Here is a 22879-nt window from a genome sequence, read left to right as displayed (position 1 = left end):
GGGTGATAACCGGATATCTGCCGATAACCACCAATTTTTACATGGATATTTCTATAGGTCATCTCGTATTCATATCCAACTCAAATGACGAGCGAGGTCATTGCGATCTCCCCCATCTTATCATCGCATACGTTACAGGACCATCAAAAGGAAGTGGGTATGCTGCCGTCACTTCAAATCCCAAGCGTTCATAGAACCTTACGTTTTTGTCATCGGAAGTTTCGAGGAACACCGGCAATCCTTCGCAATCGGCCCTCTCGATGCCTGGCTCAATAACCGCACGACTAAGCCCCTTCCCCTGAAAATCCGGATCTACGGCTACTACCCCCAAGAACCAGCATGGAAACTTGGGACGTTCTTTCGCCATAATAGCTTCAGATGACCGCATTACGTTTGCTCTCGATCCCGCGATCCTTTCAAATTCGATAGATAGAGGAGTGAAAACTTCCTCTGCGTCTTCAATATCAGGTGCTGTCCATACTGATACAGCAGTTCCATCATCGGTAGCCCATACGTGTCCTACTGTCATGCCTACCTTCCTAAGAAAAGTCTCCTGATAGAGCCTCACTCTCTGCCGGTGATCATCCTCAGCGAGGAAATGCCGCATTAAGGAATATCCATCAAAGGCGAGTGTCAATGTCTGTATGCAACGAATCAGTTGCGTTTCTGATATTTCTTTAGACTCACAGATGATCATGTTCATTCTCCGAAGATATCAATCGAATGTCGGATCGGCCAGACGCTGCTGCTAAAGTAGACCTCGTTTATGCCATGTATCAAATGTAATGGTCAAGAAATACCAGACTTTTAGCCTCTGCTCACTGCTTTTTATATTTAGTTGGTGAAATTCTTTAATTATAGATTTCGATAGTAGTTAGATTTAAATAGTATGTTGTAACTAAATGAGAGGGATGAATTGTTTAATTTATACGCTTATTTGTTGTCGCAGGCAGAAAATAGGGAAAAATAAATTATAGAAGATAATTCAAAGAGTTAATCATCCTTATAATCAATCTGAGGATGATTACTACCATTACAAGAAAATGTTTAATTCTTCGGCTTACTACACAGTTTTTCCTGTTTTGATAAGATGTTACTTGCTCCATACCTTCGATTCGCGTAAAACTGTTGTCCAAAATTATCGATAATAACTCCATACTCCCCAGATATTATGTTTCAAAACAATCCGCTGCTTGCACAGCTAAAACAGCAACTCCACTCTCAAACTCTTCGTGTAGAAGGTTTAGTCAAAGGAACTGAGAAAGGCTTTGGGTTTTTAGAAGTTGATGGACAAAAAAGCTATTTCATTCCACCTCCGAACATGAAGAAAGTCATGCACGGTGACCGGATTACCGCTGCTATCCACACAGATAAAGAGAAAGAAATCGCTGAGCCAGAAACGCTAATTGAGCCATTTTTGACTCGTTTTGTAGGAAAAGTTCAAAAGAAAGAAAATGATAACCGCCTGTGGATTATTCCTGATCATCCATTATTGAAAGATTCCATTCCCTGCCGCCCTTCTAATGACATTACACACACTTTTGAACAAGGTGATTGGGCTGTCGCTGAAATGCGCCGCCATCCACTAAAAGGTGACCGCGGGTTCCAAGCCGAAATTACAGGCTACATTACCAAAGGTGATGATCATTATGCTCCTTGGTGGGTCACTCTGGCACGTCATAGTCTGGAACGTAAGTCTCCTGATATGACCGATTGCCAGTTGGATGATGATGCAATAGAACGCATCGATCTTACTGCTCTTGATTTTGTGACAATCGATAGTGCAACAACGGAAGACATGGACGATGCTTTGCATATCGCCAAAAATGACGACGGCAGCCTGAAACTCTCCATTGCAATTGCAGACCCAACAGCTTATATCAAGGCTGATAGTGAATTGGACAATATTGCCTACCAGCGTAGCTTCACCAACTACCTGCCGGGCTTCAATATTCCAATGCTTCCTCGTGAATTGTCAGATAATTTATGTTCTCTGCGTCCAAATGTTCGCCGCCCTGCTCTGGTTTGTCAGGTTTCCATTCTGGAAAATGGTCAATTGGGCGATGATATTCAATTCTTCGCCGCGTGGGTAGAATCGAAATTCAAGCTGGTTTATGACGAAGTTTCAGACTGGTTAGAAGGCCAGGAAGGTTGGAAACCAGAATCCGACTCTGTCATTACTCAAGTCACGCTGTTGAAAGAGATGTTTGAACGCCGCAATAATTGGCGTCATCAATACGCGTTGGTCTTCAAGGAGCGTCCAGACTATCGGTTTATTCTTGATGAAGGTGGCAACGTTGTTGATATCGTGATTGAACAGCGCCGTACCGCCAACCGCATTGTTGAAGAAGCCATGATCGCGGCAAACCTGTGTGCAGCCAGACTGTTGCGTGATAAATTAAGCTTCGGGATTTATAACGTCCATACTGGTTTCGAATCAACGCAAATTGAGCAAGTAGTTGAAGTTCTCAAGGAAAATGGCATTGAAGCAGATGGCGAAGCATTACTGCAACTGGACGGATTCTGCAAATTGAGACGTGAGCTGGATCAACAACCAACTCAATTCTTAGATAGTCGTATCCGTCGTTTCCAGACTTTTGCGGAAATCAAAACAGAACCAGGCCCACACTTTGGATTGGGATTTGATGCGTACGCGACTTGGACATCCCCTATCCGCAAATACAGCGATATTATCAATCACCGTTTGTTAAAGGCGATTATTCAACAAACTGAAGCCGAAAAACCAACTGAAGAGGTTTGCCTACAATTGACAGAACGCCGCCGGGCAAACCGTATGGCAGAGCGTGATGTTGGCGATTGGCTCTATGCCCGCTTCCTTCATCCGCATGCTGGTACAGACAAAACGTTCCCAGCAGAAATTATTGATATCACCCGTGGCGGCCTGCGCGTTCGTTTGGTTGATAATGGTGCCGTTGCTTTCGTCCCTGGGCCATTCTTGCATGCTGTTCGTGATGAACTTCAATGCAGCCAAGAAACAGGTTCTGTCCTGATTAAAGGTGAAGCGGCTTATCGCTTGAATGACATCATCAATGTCCGTATTGAAGAAGTCAGAATGGAAACACGCAATATCGTAGCTCGTCCTGTAAGTTAAAGTTAATCGAGCTAACACATCTGCCGCCTATAAATGGCGGCAGTTTGTTATAACAGCTAACATCCCCATGAATTGATACCCCATCCAATAAAACATCAGATTATTAACACAATTTCCAACCTTTCTTGAGAGATGACCAATATGCGATTTTTTGTAACAAAATTGGCAAGTATGACAACCGCACTTTTTCCTCTGCTTGGTGCGATAACTTTATTCCCAGCCAATGCAACTTCCCATCAAAATGAAGTGATTAAGCAAAATCAGATTATAGATCAACTTGCAATATTAGAAAAAAACGCCAATGGACATCTTGGCGCTGTATTAATTGATACTGCGGATCATTCTGTCATTAGTTATCGAGCAGACCAACGTTTCCCTTTGTGTAGTACCAGCAAATTCATGGCGGTATCAGCTATTCTGAAAAAAAGTGAAACAGATAATCATTTATTGAACCAACGAATTCACTATCAACAATCAGACCTTGTGGAATACAGTCCCATAACAGAAAAACATCTGAAAAATGGTATGACATTAGGAGAATTAAGCGCGGCAACACTGCAATATAGTGATAATTCGGCCATGAATCTGCTTCTTGACCAATTAGGTGGGCCGAATGAAGTCACCAAATTTGCCCGCACAATTGGCGACAATCACTTTCGCCTCGATCGCAAAGAACCTGAATTAAATATCGTTGAACCGGGTGATGAACGTGATACTTCCACCCCACAAGCTATGGCGGACAGTTTATATAATTTGACGCTGGGAAATGCTCTAGCCGCAGAACAACAAGAATTATTAGCTAATTGGTTAAAAGGAAATACAACGGGTGGCACCAGCATTCGTGCCGGTGTACCAGAAGATTGGCTTGTTGGAGATAAAACTGGCCGCTGTGATTATGGTTCAACAAATGATATCGCGGTGATCTGGCCAACCAATAAACGAGCACCATTAATTTTGGTCACTTACTTTACTCAGCCGAATGACAAAAAGGCTATTGCTCGTCCTGACGTATTAGCTACAGCAGCACGTATCATGACCCAATCGGGGAATTGAATGAATAAGTTACACAAATTTTGACTAACTGCTTTTTCACGGACTAGTTTTAGATAACCTGACCAGACAAAGTCATTCAGTTAACAGAGCTATGCAGTTAATGTACTGCATAGCTTATAGGATATACGAAACTGGGTTTAGCCTCCCGCCAGCTTCACTTTCATTCCTTTCACTTCCAACAGTTGTTTCAGCAAGTCACGTTTGTCGCCCTGAATTTCGATTTCACCATCTTTGACAGAGCCACCGCAGCCACACTTTTTCTTCAATTCCGCCGCCAGTTTGGCTAGTGTTTGATCATCGGCATCAATACCCGTGATCACACAAACACCTTTGCCTTTACGTCCGCTGGTTTGGCGCTGGATACGAACGATACCATCACCTTTCGGGCGAGCGGGTTTGATGGTTTCTTCTTGGATACGACCGCTATCTGTCGAGTAAACCAGACGCGAATTATTATCCATGAGCAACCCCAATACCAATAGATTGATTAATCTGCTGTAGAGCTAATGCTGGGTTTTCTGCGCGAGTAATTGGACGCCCGATCACCATATAATCTACCCCAGATTGAACAGCTTGAGGTGGAGTCATGATACGGCGTTGATCACCCGCCTCGGCACCTTCAGGACGAATACCCGGTGTAATAAGTTGGAACGTCTGGCCGCATACGGTTTTCAATTGTTGTGCTTCATGGGCGGAACAAACTACACCATCCAGACCGCACTGTTTGGTCAATAATGCTAAACGTTCCGCATGTTGTGCAGGAGTTATATCAATACCAATACCCAACAAATCGGAGTGTTCCATGCTGGTCAACACGGTAACAGCAATCAATAATGGAGCATCTTTACCGTAGGACAACAGTGCTTCTTTCGCAGCGGTCATCATTCTCGCGCCACCACTCGCATGAACATTGACCATCCAGACACCCAACTCCGCTGCAGCCGCAACAGCCCTTGCCGTTGTATTGGGAATATCGTGGAATTTAAGATCCAAAAATACGTCAAAGCCTCGTTGATGCAAAGCCTGAACGAATTGTGGGCCATACAATGTAAACATCTCTTTGCCTACTTTCAGTCGACAAGATTGTGGATCAATCTTGTCAACAAATGCCAATGCTGCATCTTGGTTGTCATAATCCAATGCAACGATAACAAGGGAATCAATCTGTTTATCTAAAGCTTGAGCTGTATGAGAAGTCATTTTTAGGCCCTTTCATTTACTTATTAACTTGAATTACTAATGAACTTTAATCACTAATGAAGAAAAATATGTATTCATGGCACCATTAATAGTGACAGCGTCACTGACCATCCAAACCTCGAATCGGTTTGATGGAATCCCATGAGCGACATGATGGGCAATGCCAATATAGAGAGCGGGAAGTGAAGCCACATTTATGACATCGATAATCAGGTTTTGTCCGAATTTGTTCACCAACCATATTGCGCAAAAGGATCAGACTTTCTTTAGCACGCCCTTCTTCTGCATCCACCAAATGGTAATCCATCAGGCGATAAAACAATCTCATTGTCGGATGGCGTTCTAACTGACGATTAATGTAATTTTGAGCAATATCGCGCCCTTCGTTTCTTTCAATAATGTCAGCCATATGCAATTCAGAAATTGCACCACACTTTTCTTCTACACAGCACTGCACAAAAGTTTCCCACTCTTTCGGTTGAGATAACCGTTGGTAACATTCTTGCAGCATTGGTAAAGATTCACTGATTAGTTGCTTATCTTGTTCGAGAACACATTTCAGTGTACCAACCGCTTTAGCATATTCGCCCTGAGAGATATAAATACGGCCAAGCATAATTGATACGCGGGCACAATTTTTGTCTGCCTGAGCCGCCTTATTTAAATACCCGATTGCCTCAGAAAAATCATCACGCCCCATACATTGAAGTGCCAACTCACAGTAAAAATGGGCAATCTCTTCCCGAAAATGGGGTTTACCCAATTTTACCAGCTTTTCAGCCACCTCAATGGTTTTGCTCCAATCACTGGTTGATTGATAGATGGTCAACAAAGAATTGAGGGCATTCTCACGGAAGTCAGTTTCGTCAATTAACTGAAGAAACATATTTTCAGCCCGATCGTATACTCCGGCAGCCATATAGTCCCGCCCGAGTTGTTGGATAGCCAGCAAGCGCTGTTCAAACGTCAGAGAAGCACTTTCCATCAGAGATTGGTGAATGCGAATAGCTCTTTCAACTTCACCGCGGGAGCGAAATAGGTTTCCTAGCGTTAGATGAGCCTCAAATGCAGAACTATCTTCTTTCAACATATCAAGAAACAAATCTACCGCTTTATCCTGCTGATTGGAGAGTAGGAAGTTAACTCCATCAACATATCCGCGTGAGAGACGATCAGCCGATTGCTGTTTATCTTGTTGAGCACTTCTGCGCCCCATATACCAGCCATAGGCGGCGGCAATAGGAAGCAACAGAAACAACAGCTCTAACATGGAGAATTATTCCTTGTCTAATACTACGGTAGATACTGCTTTTGCGGGTGACTCAGATGGCAATTCCAACTGAGTTTCCAGACGCTTGATTTTACGTTTTGCATGTCGTAGGGAAAAGTAAGTACGCAGGTAAAATCCCCCGCAGATCCCCCATCCGAGGGTGAAACCGAGAGCAAATAACACAGCCAGTAATGTAGATATAGAATAATTACCTTTAGCAATCAGATAATTAAATGTCACCATTTGGTTATTATTTGCCCCTAGCGTCACAGAGAGAACAAAAATAACCAATGCCAGTAATAAAATTAGAAAATATTTCACATTTCTTCCTGTTATCTATTGTTGCTTATTGGGTATGCCAAATAACAGACGTAGTGGCGTGTTAAATTAGCATTTCTCGTCTACGCAAAGGAAGCAATTTATTGCCACAAACGCCGATTTCCTTCTTTTTGTGATATTATTCTACTTGTCAGTCGGCAATCCTATCTTTTTTTTCAAAGCAAACTCACAGCAACTTGCATGCAAAAATCTGCTTATAGTTTAGCATGTTAATATTTTCATCATTAAGTCAAAGACACTTTTATATCCATACTTGTAGATCAGTAATTTCTGTTATAATGCGTTGGCGTGCATGCGTTGTAATCAGAGAAAATGGTAATCCGAGAAAATTTTTGCGTAGTTTTAGCTGACTTCTCAATCGGTATTATTCTGAGTATCGCAATATTTATCACGAGTCAAATCAACATATGAATACTAAAATGCAGCTAAAACGAATAGCTGAAGCAAAATTACCTACGCCCTGGGGCGAATTTTTAATGATTGGATTCGAAGAAATCGAAACAGGCCGTGACCATGTCGCCCTTGTTTTCGGTGATATTTCGGGTGTTGAACCCGTATTATCTCGGATCCACTCTGAATGTCTCACGGGAGATGCATTATTCAGCCTAAGGTGTGACTGTGGTTTTCAGCTAGAAGCTGCGCTGTCGCAAATTAGTAAGGAAGGTCGGGGAGTTCTGCTATATCACCGTCAGGAAGGTCGCAATATTGGCTTGCTGAATAAAATCCGCGCCTATGCTTTACAAGACCAAGGCGTTGATACGGTTGAAGCCAACCATCAATTAGGTTTCGCTGCCGATGAGAGAGACTTCACCCTTTGCTCAGATATGTATAAGCTACTAAATATTAATGCAATTCGCCTTCTGACCAACAATCCTAAAAAGGTTGAGATCATGATAGAAGCTGGTATTAATATCATCGAACGTGTACCGCTGATTGTAGGCCGTAATCCCAACAACGCTCACTATCTCGATACTAAAGCCAGCCGTATGGGTCACTTACTGTTTAAATAACGTTGGTTGTTTAAATAACGTTAATAGCTTAAATCAAGCTGAAATTTCTCTATTTATCTTCTGAAAAAATCAATAAAAACTGCGTCGGTGTGGGCGCAGTTTTTGTTTTGGGATACAAATTATCTGGCAGCTATTATTTTAGCATATTACGAATGACATAATGCAAAATGCCATCATTATAGAAGTAAGCCAGCTCAGTTCCTGTATCGATGCGGCAACGGGCATCGAACACTATTTCCTGTCCATTGGTATAGGTAATTTTCACTGCTATTGTTTGCCCGGGTTTAATGTTACCTAATCCAGTAATATCTATCTGTTCATCCCCCATCAAGTTTAATGTTTTGCGGTTAATACCTTGAGGGAATTCCAGTGGCAAAATCCCCATACCAATCAAGTTAGAGCGGTGAATACGTTCGAAAGATTCCGCAATGACGACTCTGACTCCCAACAATCTTGTTCCTTTTGCCGCCCAGTCACGGCTTGAGCCAGAACCATATTCTTTACCCGCAATAATGGCTAACGGTATGTTTTCTTCCTGATAACGCATGGCCGCATCATAAATCGCCAGTTGGGACTGTGATGGAATATGTCGCGTGTACCCGCCTTCAGTGCCGGAGAGCATTTCATTACGGATACGAATATTGGCAAATGTCCCTCTCATCATAACTTCATGATTACCACGCCTTGAGCCATAAGAGTTAAAATCTTTTGGCAGAACACCGTGTTCTTGTAAATAACGCCCAGCTGGACTATCAGCCTTGATATTCCCTGCCGGAGAGATGTGATCTGTTGTGACCGAATCGCCCAAAATTGCCAATATATTGGCTTGATGAATATCTGCTACTGGTTTAGGTTCAGCCGTCATATCATTGAAAAAAGGGGGATGACGAATATAGGTCGAATCTGGCTGCCAAGAATAAGTCGCAGAACTTTCAACTTCCAGAGATTGCCAACTTTCATCACCCTCAAAGACGGCTTTGTATTCCTTATGGAACATTTCAGTTCTCACCTTTCCGACCGCTTCCGCAACTTCCTGACTATTAGGCCAAATATCTTTCAGATAAACTTCATTACCCAGCTGATCCTTCCCGATAGGTTCTCGGGTCAGATCTTTTTTCATACTGCCAGAAAGCGCATAAGCCACTACCAGCGGCGGTGATGCCAGCCAGTTTGTTTTCACCAACGGATGAATGCGTCCTTCAAAGTTACGGTTACCGGAAAGTACTGCACCAACAGTCAGGTCAGATTGCTTAATTGCCGTTTCAATAGGGTCTGGAAGTGGCCCAGAGTTACCAATACAGGTCGTACAACCATACCCCACGAGGTTGAAACCGAGTTTTTCCAAATATGGCATAAAGCCCGCCACCTCCAGATAATCAGTCACGACTTTAGAACCGGGAGCCAGTGAAGTCTTAACCCACGGTTGACGCTGTAAACCTTTCTCAACAGCTTTTTTGGCAAGTAAGCCCGCCGTCATTAATACACTTGGGTTAGAAGTATTGGTACAGGATGTAATGGCCGCAATCACGACTGCGCCATCTTGCAGTGAAAAAGTTTGATCATCTAAGGTGACTAGCTCGATTGATAAATGCCTTTGAGTCTTATGGATATCCAATTCCATCGCAGATTGAAAAGCCTGCGGTACATTTCTCAACGCGACCCTGTCCTGAGGACGCTTCGGACCAGCCAGACTTGCCTCAACCGTTGACATATCTAATTCAAGACTGCTAGTAAAAATGGGTTCATCCCCTTTATTACGCCATAGCCCCTGTGTCTTACAGTAGACTTCCACCAAAGCTATTTCTTCATCGTGACGACCAGTTAATCGCATATAATCTAATGTAATGTCATCAACAGGGAAGAAACCACAGGTTGCGCCATATTCAGGTGCCATATTGGCTATGGTTGCTCGATCTGCCAAAGGTAAATCGGCCAATCCATCGCCGTAGAATTCAACAAATTTGCCCACAACGCCGTGTTTACGTAACATTTGCGTCACAGTCAGTACGAGATCAGTTGCTGTGATCCCTTCTAGCAATTTTCCAATCAGTTTAAAACCAACAACATCCGGAATGAGCATAGAAATGGGCTGTCCCAGCATGGCAGCCTCGGCTTCAATTCCCCCAACCCCCCAGCCAAGAACCCCCAAACCATTAATCATGGTTGTGTGGGAATCCGTCCCTACTAACGTATCAGGATAGGCATAATCCTGACCATTCTGATTCTCATACCAAACCGCTTTGCCCAGATATTCAAGGTTAACTTGATGGCAAATCCCCGTTCCCGGCGGTACAACACGAAAACGATTAAAAGCCTTTTGTCCCCAACGTAAAAATAGGTAGCGTTCGTAGTTACGCTCCATCTCAATCTGAACGTTTTCTGTAAACGCCTGTTCTGTGCCAAACTTATCCACCATGACTGAATGGTCGATGACCAGGTCAACAGGAGATAACGGGTTAACTTGTTCTATATTTCCACCGAGCCGCAATACCGCTTCCCGCATGGCAGCAAGATCTACCACAGCCGGAACACCAGTAAAATCCTGCATCAGCACACGTGCTGGACGATAGGCTATCTCTCTATCTGCATGACCACTTTTCTGCCATTCCACCAACGCTTTTAAATCGTCCTCCACCACAGATCCACCATCAATATGGCGCAGGAGATTTTCGAGCAATACTTTCAAGGATTTTGGTAGACGGGATATTTCACCCATTTGTGCGGATAATAGAGGTAGACTGTAATAATGATAGGTTTTACTGCCGACCGATTTAATATCGATCGAAAGTGTTGAAGCACAGTCCGTTTTCAATCTAAACGACATAACTCCTCCTTTCTTATTATGAGCAACTACGCTTTTAAACATAACACATAAGAGAACATTTGTTATTCAGTGACCACACATTTTGCCAATGCACTGTAAATCCTCATTTACTGATAAAGTTTAGGGATGGCGCTTCCAAAATAGATGTGTTTTATTCATGGCATAAAATTCTGGTGGGATTAACTCTAATAGAGTTCAGAATAAACATTGGAAAATATATTAATTATATTCAATAAGTTAATTAAAGATAGAGGGATAAATTATGAATATAGCAACAGATAAAAAACACAAAAATTATTTGATTAATATACAGCAAGCGGATCAATTTTTTTCTGCTGATATTGATCATAAATTTTCCTTGTCAAATTATCGGCTAAATGACACTGATGGTCTTGTCCAATTTATCATTACTTCGCAAATTACCGACCAAGCCAATGTCATAAAGCAATTTAATGAAATCAAAAAGACACAGATAGCGCTTTCCTCAATAGCGACTGATTATATCAATCAATATGTCCATGCTCATGGTAAAGGATATAAAACAGATATTCAGTTTTGGGGAGACATTATAGCGAAACTGCCATTGATGAGTGTCAGAAATATCGAAAGTCAAACCTATCGCCATGAAATGGTGGGTTTTTCTATCGCAACAAATTTGCTCCAACTCATCATGGATCTTGTTTTGAGTACATATTCTCCCAGTATGCAAAGTTTTTCTAACTTTCTACGACAACAAGGAGAAGCCATCAGATTAGGCTTAAAAAGGAATGACGACCATTACTCTACTCTTACACTGGCTAGTGTCATTGAAGCAATTGGAGTTGAAGGCCAAGTCATGTATGTCCCTAAACTAAAACTGTATAAAATAGATTTTAATCGAACTAACTCAGAAATAACGTCAAATTGTGCTTCCAATGAAACGATCAATGTCGAGTTTACTTACTCTTCCTACGTCGCGTTATTTGATTATCAAGCATTGGAAGATCCTGAAATAAAAATGGCTTTTGATAATTTCCTTCTTAAAAATAAGAGGTTTTCAATAGAAAATTCCGATAATTTCTTCAATGGTGAATTTAAAGTGTAATAACAAAAAACGGCCATAACATAGTTGCTATGCTAACTTTTTGAAGTTAGCGTGGTTAAATTTCATCCACAAGATTTAACCCACAAATTTTATACCCAATTGATTTTAAGATGCAGCACTTATTTCTTGGGAACGAATCCCCGGAAGCATAGCTAATCTATGTTTATGACTACATGACCAGGGTGAGTAAGCGCAGCCAACAACAGCTGCAACTTGAAGGACGAAGGGGATATATGGAACTAAAAAACTATGTACATACCTCGTAAAATGAAAATGACGGGCAAAGATCATATCACTGAATTTATCTCCACTTATAGCTTTGAGTTACTGGTTTAGCCCTCTTTGACTGGCACACATCTTCCGTTTGTATTCAACCTTGATGAGGGAGAAAACGGGGTTTTATAAGGTCACGTCGCTAAAGCGAATCAACATTGGAAAGAGTTGGAAAAACAAAGGGTTTTAGTTGTCTTTACTGGCTCACATACCTATATCTCTCCCACGTGGTATGAATCCATCCACGCCGTGCCAACTTGGAATTACACCGCTGTTCATTGTTACGGTGTTACAAAAATCTTAAATGATGATGAAATTAAGTTAGCCTTGGCAGCATTAATGAATCAATATGAAACTGACTTGATCAAAAATACTGAACTGATGCCAGAAGAATACCTCAGCAAACTACGGCAAGCTATTGTCGAGTTTAAAGTCATTATTGATGAAATACAGGCCAAAGAAAAACTAGATCAGCATAAAAGCGTTGACGATCAAAATGGTGTTTTCACAGCATTAAGCGAAAATAAGAGAGCTGACGATAAAGAGTTAGCGAACTATATGAAAGTACACAATATCGGTACAGGTAAGTAAATCAATATAATCAAGCTTAATATAAATAAAGGGATAGAAACCCCATCTCATATAGCGTGAACGGGGTTCGGTGACACAGCTCCACTCTCAAAGGCAAGAGAAAATAAAGATCAACCACCTCCTTGCTACCAGGGGGTGGTTTAATCTTTTTGATATTGTATATTTTCTTTATATCTATCTTATTGATGAGATTAAATATCTTTTCTACACTATCGGTAGTTCAATGTCTTTGAACATTTCTTCGATTTCTTCATTGGAGCGCAACGCAATGGCTTTATCCACAACATCGCGTGTCAAATGAGGAGCAAAACGCCAAATAAAATCATACATATAACTACGCAGGAAGCTGCTGCGTCGAAAGCCAATTTTAGTTGTGCTATAACTGAATTTATCACGCATATCGATGCGTACCAAGTCACTATCCTGAACAGCTTCAACGGACATACTGGCAATCACACCAACTCCCAAGCCTAAGCGCACATAAGTCTTAATCACATCCGCATCAGTTGCCGTAAATACAATTTTGGGTTTCAAACCAGCTCGGTCAAAGGCTACATCCAACTCAGAACGTCCAGTAAAGCCAAAAGTATAAGTTACAATTGGATATTCTGCTAATTCTTCAATCGTCACATTCTGTCTATTGGCGAGAGGATGATCTTTCGTTACCACCACTGAACGATTCCAGTGATAACAAGGCAACATAATTAGATCGCTATAAAGATGAAGTGCTTCTGTCGCTATCGCAAAGTCACTATTTCCTTTGCATACTTCTTCCGCGATCTGGGTTGGTGAACCTTGATGCATGTGCAGCGATACGTTGGGATAACGTTCAATAAAGCCTTTAATAACAGGAGGTAAAGCGTATCTTGCTTGTGTGTGGGTAGTAGCAATATACAGAGAGCCACGATCTGGATAGGTGTGTTCACTGGCAACAGAACGAATTGAGTCTATTTTTGACAGAACCTCACGTGAAATACGGACAATTTCTTCACCAGCCGGAGTCACATGCGTCAAATGTTTGCCACTACGAGCAAATATTTGAATACCTAACTCATCTTCAAGCATCCTGACTTGTTTGCTGATCCCTGGTTGAGAGGTGTACAATCCTTCCGCCGTAGAAGATACGTTCAGGTTGTGATTAACCACCTCGACAATATAACGCAATTGCTGTAGTTTCATATCAGCACTGTCCCTAATAATCAAATATATGAATGTCTTGTCGTTTAATTGATTTCTATATTGCTAATAGTTATGCGCTTATAACCATGTGGAATAGCTCTTTATAGGCATATAACTACTATAACACTTACTGTATATTTATATAACAAATAATTAGAGCAAGTAACTATTATTAAACACTTGTTGCAAATATATTGTGTTTAAATTCCGTTGAAATACAAAAAAAGCCAGCCCTTAAGGCTGGCTTTCTAGAAAGAAAAATTATATTTTTAGCAAAAAAAGAAATATCCATCTAAATATATTTCAATGAAGTATATCCAATAAATGATGGATATATGTACTAACTAAACATTGAAACTATTATTTTTCTTTCACTACCCAAGCACCGTCAACAAAAAATGCTGTCCATCCGGTTGCTTTGCCATTTTTCTCCGCAGAAATGTATTGTTGTTTCGTTTTACGGCTAAAACGCACAACTGTTTTATTCCCTTCTGGGTCAGCAACAGGTGCTTCCGCCAAATAACGCAGCTTCTCTGGTAAGCGAGATTTAAACTGAACAAGCTCCTCAACCAGCGGTGCACGTGTTTCGCGGGACTTAGGAAAAGTGTTGGCTGCCAAAAATACGCCTGCAGCACCATCACGCAAAACAAAGTAAGCATCCGATTTTTCACATGCCAGCTCAGGTAATGGAACCGGATCTTCTTTCGGTGGTGCAACTTCCCCGTTACGCAGAATCTTACGGGTGTTTTTACATTCTTCGTTGGTACAACCCATGTATTTACCGAAACGTCCCATTTTCAGGTGCATTTCTGAACCACATTTATCACATTCAACAATCGGGCCATCATAACCCTTGATACGGAATTCGCCCTCTTCGACTTCATAACCATCACATGCTGGGTTATTACCACATACATGTAGTTTACGCTGATTATCAATCAAATAGCTGTCCATTGCAGTGCCACACTTTTTACAGCGACAACGGGCACGCAGCGCATTGGTTTCCGCATCATCACCTTCCAGAATATTCAGAATTTCATTTTCTGGGATCAGGTTGATAGTTTGCTTACATCGTTCTTTGGGCGACAATGCATAACCAGAACAACCAAGAAATACTCCCGTTGTCGCTGTACGAATGCCCATCGGACGGCTACAAGTCGGGCAATCAATCGAGGTGATGATCATCGGATTCGGGCGCATACCACCTTCATCAGGGTCTTTGCTCGCAACATCAAGCTGCGCACTAAAATTAGTGAAAAATTCGTCCAAAACCCCTTTCCAGTTCGCCTCATTGTTAGCAACATGATCAAGCTGGTCTTCCATTCTTGCCGTGAAGTCATAGCTCATTAGTTCGTTGAAGTTTTCGCCCAAACGATCATTGACGATTTCACCCATTTTTTCCGCATAGAATCGACGATTTTCAACACGCACATAGCCACGATCCTGAATGGTTGAAATAATCGATGCATAAGTCGATGGACGGCCAATTCCACGCTTTTCCAGCTCCCTGACCAACGAAGCTTCACTGAAACGAGCAGGTGGTTTCGTAAAGTGCTGGCTTGGTATCAATTGCTGTAAATCAAGTTCTGTACCTACCGCAATCTCTGGCAGAGTGCTATCTTCATCACCTTTTCGCAGGGCTGGCATGACTTTCGTCCAGCCATCAAAACGCAGAGTACGGCCTTTAGCACGCAGCTCAAAATCGCCTGATTGAACAGTCAACGTCGTGGAATCATATTTTGCTGGCATCATCTGGCAAGCGATGAATTGACGCCAGATAAGCTGATATAATTTTTGCGCATCAGCTTCCATGTCCTTCAGTTCATCCGCGACAACATCGACATTAGAAGGACGAATTGCTTCATGCGCTTCCTGAGAATTTTCCTTGCTACTGTAAACATTGGCACTTTTTGGTAAATAGATGTCACCAAAATGATTACTGATATAACCGCGAACCATGTCCAACGCATCCTGGCTCAAATTAGTCGAGTCAGTACGCATATAAGTGATATGGCCCGCCTCATACAAACGTTGCGCCATCATCATGGTTTTCTTAACACCAAAGCCAAGCCGCGTACTTGCTGCCTGTTGCAATGTTGAAGTTATGAATGGTGCGCTCGGTTTACTGGACGTCGGGCGATCTTCGCGATCAGTCACTTTGTATCGTGCTTTCTCAAGCAAAGATACCGCTGCCTGCGTTTGCTGAGCATTTACCGGCTTGAATGGTTTCCCTTTTTCATGGGTCACTTCCATATGGAGAGCAATGTCTCCTTTAGCCGCTAGATCCGCATGCAGTTGCCAATATTCTTCCGGTACAAATGACTTAATTTCACGCTCTCGTTCAACCACAAGACGAACCGCAACGGATTGTACTCGTCCGGCTGATAATCCTCTGGCCACTTTTTTCCACAAGAGCGGTGAAACCATATATCCCACAACACGATCCATAAAACGGCGCGCTTGTTGGGCATTAACGCGATCAATATTCAATTCACCCGGTTTATCAAAAGCCTGTGTGATTGCATTCTTGGTAATTTCGTTGAACACAACTCGACTAAAACGAGTGTCATCCCCACCAATCACTTCCCGCAGGTGCCATGCAATGGCTTCCCCTTCGCGGTCAAGATCCGTTGCGAGGTAGATATGAGTAGCTTTTTCAGCCAGAGTTTTCAGCTCCGCGACAACTTTTTCCTTGCCGGGTAAAATTTGGTAGTTCGCTTCCCAATTATGGAAGGGATCGACTCCCATACGACTTATCAGCGCTGTTTTCTCATCTTTTTTTACTTTCTTTTTATTCTTATCGGTAGATGAGCTTGAACTCTTTTGACTCGCTGCTCCACTCGTCGGCAAATCACGGATATGCCCTACGCTGGACTTCACCACGTAGTCATTCCCGAGATATTTATTGATTGTTTTGGCTTTTGCCGGGGACTCCACTATAACAAGAGCTTTACCCATAGTTACCTTTACCTAATTATCTTCTTTTCAGATGGCGAAAATCACGGCGTTATGTTGCGATATATAAAATAAAATCTCTTTTTATATTGCGATAGATTTGCAAGATATCAACTAATTTTTATCTTGTACTTTTGTTTCAGCGCAAAACCCTTTGAAATATTTAAGGTATTTTATCTATCAACACAGTCCATGTAATTGTATGATTTAACAGTTGTAAACAAAATCTTCCATCTGCATGACGAAAAGCCCACACTCTACCTGATAAAAAACGATGCGCAACAACTTATTTCTTGGAGGAGCACAATAGATGCAAACTGAAACAATACCTATCAAGCGGGAACAGTTACTGAAAAAAGCAAATGAAATCATTAGGGAACACGAAAATTTTATACAAGGAATGTATGCCGAGAGCGTAGAACAAAAAAATGACGTATTAGTATTCAAAGGTGAGTACTTTCTGGATGAGTACGGTTTACCCACTGCAAAAAGCACCGCTGTGTTTAATATGTTTAAACATTTAGCTCATATATTGTCCGTAAGGTATCATTTGGTAGACTGACGTCTGATTAAATGATCACGGATAAAGTTATACCCATTAGATTTTAAGTTACATCAAAACAGCAAATGACGCGATAAGCGTGAACAAGCGCAGCAACAAAAAGGTAATTTGAATGATAAAGGGGATATCAATTAAAATTATGCGGGTAATAGAGGAATTGACAGCCCTCCATTTACCCGCACTGTATACATAATGATTTCAACAACTGATGTTAACAATCAGCGTTATTGTTTACTATCATAATTGTTTACTGCCATATTTAGACTGTCATAACAGTGGCTTTTCACCTCTTTGCCACCAGCGCATAAACAATTTATCAACGTTTTCCATTGCGCTACCCATGAAACGTTCTACCATACGTTTACGGCGGGAGTAACTAACCGCAATGACTTCACAGTGTTCAATTTGCTCAATCAGAAAATCATCACTGACCCCCACCTCATCAATCAGTCCGTTTTCTTTTGCCTGTATGCCATACCAATATTCACCTGTCGCTACTTTCTCCACATCCAAAGATGGGCGGTGCTGATGGATAAATGATTTAAATAATTTATGCGTTTCATTCAGATCTTCCTGAAATTTTTTCCGTCCTTGTTCAGTATTTTCTCCCAGCAGCGTCAAGGTACGCTTGAATTCCCCGGCAGTATGAAGCTCCACATCGATATCATTTTTTTTCAACAAGCGATGGATATTTGGCAATTGAGCCACAACACCAATAGAGCCAATGATAGCAAAAGGTGCGGCAATGATGTGATCAGCCACACAAGCCATCATATAACCGCCGCTAGCAGCCACCTTATCCACAACAATCGTCAAACGTATTCCTTTCTGTCGTAAACGCGCCAACTGTGATGCTGCAAGACCATACCCATGAACCATACCTCCTGGGCTTTCCAGACGCAGTAAAACTTCATCTTTTTTATCAGCTACAGCCAGTACAGCACTGATTTCTTCACGGAGGGAATCAACCTCATGAGCATCCATACTGCCTTTAAAATCGAGAACATAAAGATTTGGTTTTTGTAGTCCATTCTGACCCGTTTTAACGGCCACTTTTTTCTGCTTGGCATCATTTTTTAGCTGCTTTTTTAATGCCTTCTGCCAAACTTTTCGTTCAGCCTCACTCATTCGGGCTTGCTGCATCTGACGCTGTTTTTCCTTGTATGACTCACCAAGATTGGTCAGCTTTAATTCTCCTTTATGCATGGTTTTACGTACACCTAATCCGAAACAAAATACCACCAAAATAACGACTGCAACTACCACAGTGAGAATTTTGGCTAAAAATAGTCCATATAGCGACAAATATTCCACAAAGCCACCTTTATTAATTTATGATGAACAATACATTTCATTCTAACTAAAAACCGAAGACCGTGCTCTAACAGTTTACTTAACCTAACCTGATTAAGGTCTTACTTTTACCAACTTAGGTCAATTTGACGAAAGCCTTCAGTTTTGTTCTGATGATATTTAATAGACCGTGATTAACAGATCGTTATAAGAAACACAGGAAGATTGTTTGATGTTAGATTACCAACCTAATAATGACCTGCTGCAAAATAAAACTATTTTAGTGACCGGTGCTGGCGATGGCATTGGACGTGAAGCTGCCCTGACTTACGCCCGCCACGGTGCGAAAGTTATTTTGCTAGGACGTACTACCGCAAAACTGGAAACAGTCAAACAACAGATTGAAAACGATGGAGGCTTATCTGCCGACGTTTATACTATGGACCTTCTTACCGTGACCGTTGAAGAATGCCGGACTTTTGCCCAACAATTAGCACAACATGACTCCCATCTGGATGGCGTTTTGCACAACGCAGGGCTTCTTGGCGTTGTCGCCCCTATCATTAAGCAACCCGTTCAGCTTTGGCATGATGTCATGCAAATAAATGTTAATGCTACTTTTATGCTGACACAGGCATTAATTCCCCTGTTATTAAAATCCCCTAATGGCTCTTTGGTGTTTACCAGTTCCAGTGTAGGCCGTGAAGGCAGAAGTGGTTGGGGAGCTTATTCCGTTTCTAAATTTGCCACAGAAGGTTTAATGCAAATCTTGGCACAAGAATATAAGAAAACCACTCTACGGATTAACTGTATTAATCCGGGAGGTACACGTACCAATATGCGGGCCAGTGCATTTCCCGACGAAAACTCCGCCAAATTAAAGACTCCGGCGGATATTATGCCTGTTTATCTTTATGTTATGGGTGATGATAGCCGGAATGATTCTGGCATCAGTTTTGATGCCCAACCCGGCCGAAAAGCGGGACCGGCTGAATAATCATACGTTGATTGATAGATAAATCCGCTGTTTCAATTTAGCCTAAGTTTTGGCATAAACTGAAACAGCGGCTTGAAGAATATTAACGACCTTTAGGCGCTGTTTTTCTTCCGGCATTCTGACGAGAACTACTTGCAGGACGCTTTCCGGCAGGACGAGCAGCAACCTGTGCATGGCGTCTTACCGCACGGCGGATCTGATTAGCCTTGAGGCGACGTTGATCACGCTCAACCGCCACTTTGGTCACAACTTCGGCCCCCAGACCAACCAATTCGCGCAAATAGTTGGTCTGTTCCAGCCCCAACTCAGTCCAACCAGCACGTGGTAAACCTTTCGGCAAATCGATATCACCATAGCGTACACGGATCAAACGGCTAACCTGCACACCAACTGATTCCCACAACCGTCTGACTTCACGATTACGGCCTTCGGTCAATGTCACGTTGTACCATTGGTTGATACCTTCTCCACCTTTAAATGTAACGGTTTTAAAAGAAGCAGGACCATCTTCCAATTGTACACCTTGCGTCAACTGACGGAGTTTTGCATTATCCACTTCACCAAAAACACGAACAGCATATTCACGCTCTACTTCTTGGCTTGGATGCATCAGGCGGTTTGCTAATTCGCCGTCAGTGGTAAACAGCAACAACCCACAGGTGTTGATATCCAGACGCCCTACTGCAATCCAACGTGCTCCTTGCAGTTTCGGCAAACGGTCAAATACCGTCGGACGCCCTTCAGGATCTTGACGCGTACACAATTCACCTTCAGGCTTGTAATAAGCCAGAACACGGCAAACTGTTTTCTGCGGCTCTTTGATATTTAAGATTCGTCCATCCAGACGAACTTTTACTGAGGGCTTAACTTCGATTCGATCACCCAACTTTGCGGTCTTGCCATCAATGCTAATGCGCCCTTGTTGGATATATCCTTCAATTTCGCGACGGGAACCATGGCCAGAACGCGCGAGAATTTTTTGTAACTTTTCTGTTTTATCGCTCATTGAGCAACCTCTGTTGTCGCCTTCACAGGCGTCGTGTTATTAAATAAAAAATTAAATCGTACGATTTATAAAAAAGGAATTACACCTTATAAAAAAGGTGTTGCATCACCTTCGCCTTCACGAAGGATCACTGGCGAATCCCCAGTTAAATCTATTACCGTTGTCGGTTGCTGCCCAAGATAACCACCATGAATAATTAAATCAACTTGTTTACCCAACGTATCTTTAATCTCTTCTGGATCAGATTCAGCAAAATCATTTCCGGGTAAAATCAAACTGCACGACATCAATGGTTCATGCATTTCTTCCAGCAGCGCCAAAGCGATAGGATTAGAAGGAACACGTAGACCAATTGTTTTGCGTTTTTCGTTCATTAAGCGACGTGGAACTTCTTTTGTCGCCTGTAAAATAAAGGTGTAATTTCCCGGCGTGTTATTTTTAATCAATCGGAACGCCTGATTATCCACATGTGCATAAGCTGCAATTTCAGACAGGTCACGACACATCAGCGTAAAGTTGTGGCGTCCATCCAATTGACGAATACGACATATGCGGGTCATAGCATCCTTATTTTCAAGGCAACAACCAATGGCATACCCTGAATCAGTAGGATAAATGACAACGCCACCCTTTTTCAGCACTTCCACGCTCTGATCAATAAGACGAGTTTGTGGATTATCGGGGTGGACATAAAAAAACTGGCTCATAACAATAACCTCTACTTCTGTGCAGTCCCAATCCGTGACCAGTCGTGCCATATCGGTACAACATCACCGGGTAACCACAAATTGCGTCCCAGTTCTATCCATGAACAAGGTTGGTGAAAATCCGATCCTAATGATACTTTCAACCCATGCTCTCTCGCTAGTTGACCTAGTTGTTGCCTTTCATTAGGGGCCTGCTGGCACTGTGCAACTTCCATTGCATCGCCGCCATGTTGTTTAAACCAAGCTATTAACCGTTTCAGCCATTTCATCGACAAATCATATCTGCCGGGATGGGCAATCACAGCCTGTCCACCAGCCTGGTGAATGGTTTCAATAGCCTGCTCAATTGTACACCATTGAGCAGGGACATAACCGATCTTTCCTTTCGCCAGATATTTTTTAAAAACTTTCGGGATTGTCGGTTCAATCCCCGCTTCTATCAGATAACGGGCAAAATGCCCGCGAGTGACCTGCCCACCATTCGCCAGTCTGGATGCTCCTTCCCAAGCATCGGGAATACCTGCTTTGGCCAATCGATGTCCAATTTCGATACCACGCTGTTTTCTTAAATCAACCTGATTGACCAATAGTTTTCTTAAGGAAATAGAGTTGATATCAATATTTAATCCAACAATATGAATTTCCAAATTCTCCCATGACGTTGAAATCTCGGCACCGGATACCAATGTCAACGGCAAATTATTTTGCTGAATATGGTTTAAGGCAGGCAGAATACCATCTGTCGTATCATGATCAGTGATTGCCAATACATCAATACCCACAAAGATGGCTCTGTCTACAAGCTGTTCCGGTGATAACACACCATCTGAAGCGGTCGTATGGCTATGCAGGTCATAGCGTTTTGTCATTTCACTGGCAGCTTCAGTCATTATCCTGTACCTGTTTTGTCGGGGGGAGAGGGAAACAAAGGCACTCTCTATCAAATGATATTAAACACAAAGCGCAGATGATAACACAGAGGATAGGATTGAAGGGGGAATTTACTGGTTAGTCTTAGCTTTTACATGATGGACGTAGTTTGTCAGTTGAGAACAAAAACTGTACATCACCTGATCCGCAGCTTTCTCAAAAAACAGAGCGATAATTGGTAATATTTAATAACACGGAGGTCGAAAGCCGATTATCAGAACTCCCACGACCGTAAAGTTAACACTGTCCGATGACTGCAACCATGCAGGTGCTGTATAAGAAGTTTTAATCGTACTGGCTCCGGATACTGGAACTATCGAACCTACTGACCAATTCCCCTGATTATCACCTTATTTGATTTAGGGGGTTTTCACGGTCAATGCAGATTATTTTACAATTTACATCCTCACATTAACTCACTTTTAGACGCATCAAAAAAAATCATTGACAAGCGAACTATGAATCAGTTTACTAGTACACGGGTTGATTGAAAG

At 42.2% G+C, this 22879-nt stretch carries 18 protein-coding genes and 1 pseudogene; 7 read left to right on the top strand and 12 right to left on the bottom strand.

Annotated elements, in window-relative coordinates; all coding sequences use genetic code 11:
• Nucleotides 1–97: 97 nt before the first annotated feature.
• The gene (locus tag Xhom_RS16545; RefSeq protein WP_232326295.1) at nucleotides 98–697 is read right to left on the bottom strand and encodes a GNAT family N-acetyltransferase; all 600 of its coding nucleotides are present in this window, start codon (nucleotides 695–697) and stop codon (nucleotides 98–100) included.
• A 474-nt stretch (nucleotides 698–1171) separates the two neighbouring features.
• On the opposite strand from Xhom_RS16545, the gene Xhom_RS16540 reads away from it, so the two are divergent.
• On the top strand, nucleotides 1172–3112 hold the full coding sequence (locus tag Xhom_RS16540) for an exoribonuclease II (RefSeq protein WP_069315837.1): 1941 nt from the start codon (nucleotides 1172–1174) through the stop codon (nucleotides 3110–3112).
• A 141-nt stretch (nucleotides 3113–3253) separates the two neighbouring features.
• Nucleotides 3254–4165: a class A beta-lactamase gene (bla, locus tag Xhom_RS16535; RefSeq protein ID WP_084023043.1), complete on the top strand. Its 912-nt coding sequence runs from the start codon at nucleotides 3254–3256 to the stop codon at nucleotides 4163–4165.
• A 137-nt stretch (nucleotides 4166–4302) separates the two neighbouring features.
• Here the strand turns inward: bla and yciH are convergent, their stop codons facing one another.
• The 4 genes from yciH to Xhom_RS16515 form a co-directional block, all read right to left on the bottom strand.
• On the bottom strand, nucleotides 4303–4626 hold the full coding sequence (yciH, locus tag Xhom_RS16530; RefSeq protein ID WP_069315839.1) for a stress response translation initiation inhibitor YciH: 324 nt from the start codon (nucleotides 4624–4626) through the stop codon (nucleotides 4303–4305).
• Nucleotides 4619–5365 carry an orotidine-5'-phosphate decarboxylase gene (gene pyrF / locus Xhom_RS16525; RefSeq protein ID WP_069315840.1) on the bottom strand — a complete coding sequence of 249 codons (747 nt, stop codon included), beginning with the start codon at nucleotides 5363–5365 and terminating at the stop codon, nucleotides 4619–4621. The genes yciH and pyrF overlap by 8 nt, the downstream gene beginning before the upstream one ends.
• 100 nt (nucleotides 5366–5465) lie before the next feature.
• Nucleotides 5466–6635 carry a lipopolysaccharide assembly protein LapB gene (gene lapB, locus Xhom_RS16520; RefSeq protein WP_069315841.1) on the bottom strand — a complete coding sequence of 390 codons (1170 nt, stop codon included), beginning with the start codon at nucleotides 6633–6635 and terminating at the stop codon, nucleotides 5466–5468.
• A 6-nt stretch (nucleotides 6636–6641) separates the two neighbouring features.
• Nucleotides 6642–6956: a LapA family protein gene (locus tag Xhom_RS16515; protein WP_069315842.1), complete on the bottom strand. Its 315-nt coding sequence runs from the start codon at nucleotides 6954–6956 to the stop codon at nucleotides 6642–6644.
• 437 nt (nucleotides 6957–7393) lie between these two features.
• On the opposite strand from Xhom_RS16515, the gene ribA reads away from it, so the two are divergent.
• A complete protein-coding gene (gene ribA, locus Xhom_RS16510; RefSeq protein WP_069315843.1) occupies nucleotides 7394–7984 on the top strand; it encodes a GTP cyclohydrolase II in 591 nt (196 codons plus the stop codon).
• 133 nt (nucleotides 7985–8117) lie between these two features.
• Here ribA and acnA read toward each other — a convergent pair whose 3' ends face one another.
• Entirely contained in the window at nucleotides 8118–10808 is a 2691-nt protein-coding gene (gene acnA, locus Xhom_RS16505; RefSeq protein ID WP_069315844.1) for an aconitate hydratase AcnA, read from the bottom strand.
• Nucleotides 10809–11070: 262 nt separating this feature from the next.
• Between acnA and Xhom_RS16500 the strand changes: the two genes are divergently transcribed.
• Together Xhom_RS16500 and Xhom_RS16495 are read left to right on the top strand one after the other, a co-directional pair.
• Nucleotides 11071–11892 (top strand): hypothetical protein, encoded by an 822-nt coding sequence (locus Xhom_RS16500; protein ID WP_069315845.1) that lies wholly within the window; start codon nucleotides 11071–11073, stop codon nucleotides 11890–11892.
• 417 nt (nucleotides 11893–12309) lie between these two features.
• Nucleotides 12310–12756 (top strand): annotated as a pseudogene (locus tag Xhom_RS16495) (FMN-binding negative transcriptional regulator); the annotation flags it as partial.
• A 204-nt stretch (nucleotides 12757–12960) separates the two neighbouring features.
• On the opposite strand, the gene cysB reads toward Xhom_RS16495, so the two are convergent.
• The gene (gene cysB, locus Xhom_RS16490) at nucleotides 12961–13935 is read right to left on the bottom strand and encodes an HTH-type transcriptional regulator CysB (protein ID WP_069315846.1); all 975 of its coding nucleotides are present in this window, start codon (nucleotides 13933–13935) and stop codon (nucleotides 12961–12963) included.
• Nucleotides 13936–14295: 360 nt separating this feature from the next.
• A complete protein-coding gene (gene topA / locus Xhom_RS16485; protein ID WP_069315847.1) occupies nucleotides 14296–16893 on the bottom strand; it encodes a type I DNA topoisomerase in 2598 nt (865 codons plus the stop codon).
• A 307-nt stretch (nucleotides 16894–17200) separates the two neighbouring features.
• Between topA and Xhom_RS16480 the strand changes: the two genes are divergently transcribed.
• Nucleotides 17201–17452: a YciN family protein gene (locus Xhom_RS16480; protein WP_069315848.1), complete on the top strand. Its 252-nt coding sequence runs from the start codon at nucleotides 17201–17203 to the stop codon at nucleotides 17450–17452.
• A 267-nt stretch (nucleotides 17453–17719) separates the two neighbouring features.
• Here Xhom_RS16480 and sohB read toward each other — a convergent pair whose 3' ends face one another.
• Entirely contained in the window at nucleotides 17720–18766 is a 1047-nt protein-coding gene (gene sohB / locus Xhom_RS16475) for a protease SohB (RefSeq protein ID WP_069315849.1), read from the bottom strand.
• 211 nt (nucleotides 18767–18977) lie between these two features.
• Here sohB and Xhom_RS16470 point away from each other — a divergent pair, with 211 nt between their 5' ends.
• Nucleotides 18978–19742 carry a YciK family oxidoreductase gene (locus Xhom_RS16470; protein WP_069315850.1) on the top strand — a complete coding sequence of 255 codons (765 nt, stop codon included), beginning with the start codon at nucleotides 18978–18980 and terminating at the stop codon, nucleotides 19740–19742.
• A gap of 82 nt (nucleotides 19743–19824) precedes the next feature.
• On the opposite strand, the gene rluB is transcribed toward Xhom_RS16470, so the two are convergent.
• From rluB to rnm, 3 genes are all read right to left on the bottom strand, one after another.
• The gene (gene rluB, locus Xhom_RS16465) at nucleotides 19825–20748 is read right to left on the bottom strand and encodes a 23S rRNA pseudouridine(2605) synthase RluB (protein ID WP_069315851.1); all 924 of its coding nucleotides are present in this window, start codon (nucleotides 20746–20748) and stop codon (nucleotides 19825–19827) included.
• An 86-nt stretch (nucleotides 20749–20834) separates the two neighbouring features.
• A complete protein-coding gene (locus Xhom_RS16460) occupies nucleotides 20835–21455 on the bottom strand; it encodes an L-threonylcarbamoyladenylate synthase (protein WP_069315852.1) in 621 nt (206 codons plus the stop codon).
• 11 nt (nucleotides 21456–21466) lie between these two features.
• Nucleotides 21467–22345 (bottom strand): RNase RNM, encoded by an 879-nt coding sequence (gene rnm, locus Xhom_RS16455; RefSeq protein WP_069315853.1) that lies wholly within the window; start codon nucleotides 22343–22345, stop codon nucleotides 21467–21469.
• Nucleotides 22346–22879 lie beyond the last annotated feature (534 nt).

This window comes from Xenorhabdus hominickii, from assembly GCF_002632725.1.
Classification (GTDB): Bacteria; Pseudomonadota; Gammaproteobacteria; order Enterobacterales; family Enterobacteriaceae; genus Xenorhabdus; species Xenorhabdus hominickii.
The sequence above is the reverse complement of the archived record's forward strand: the minus strand, read 5'-3'. Positions and strand labels throughout refer to the sequence as shown.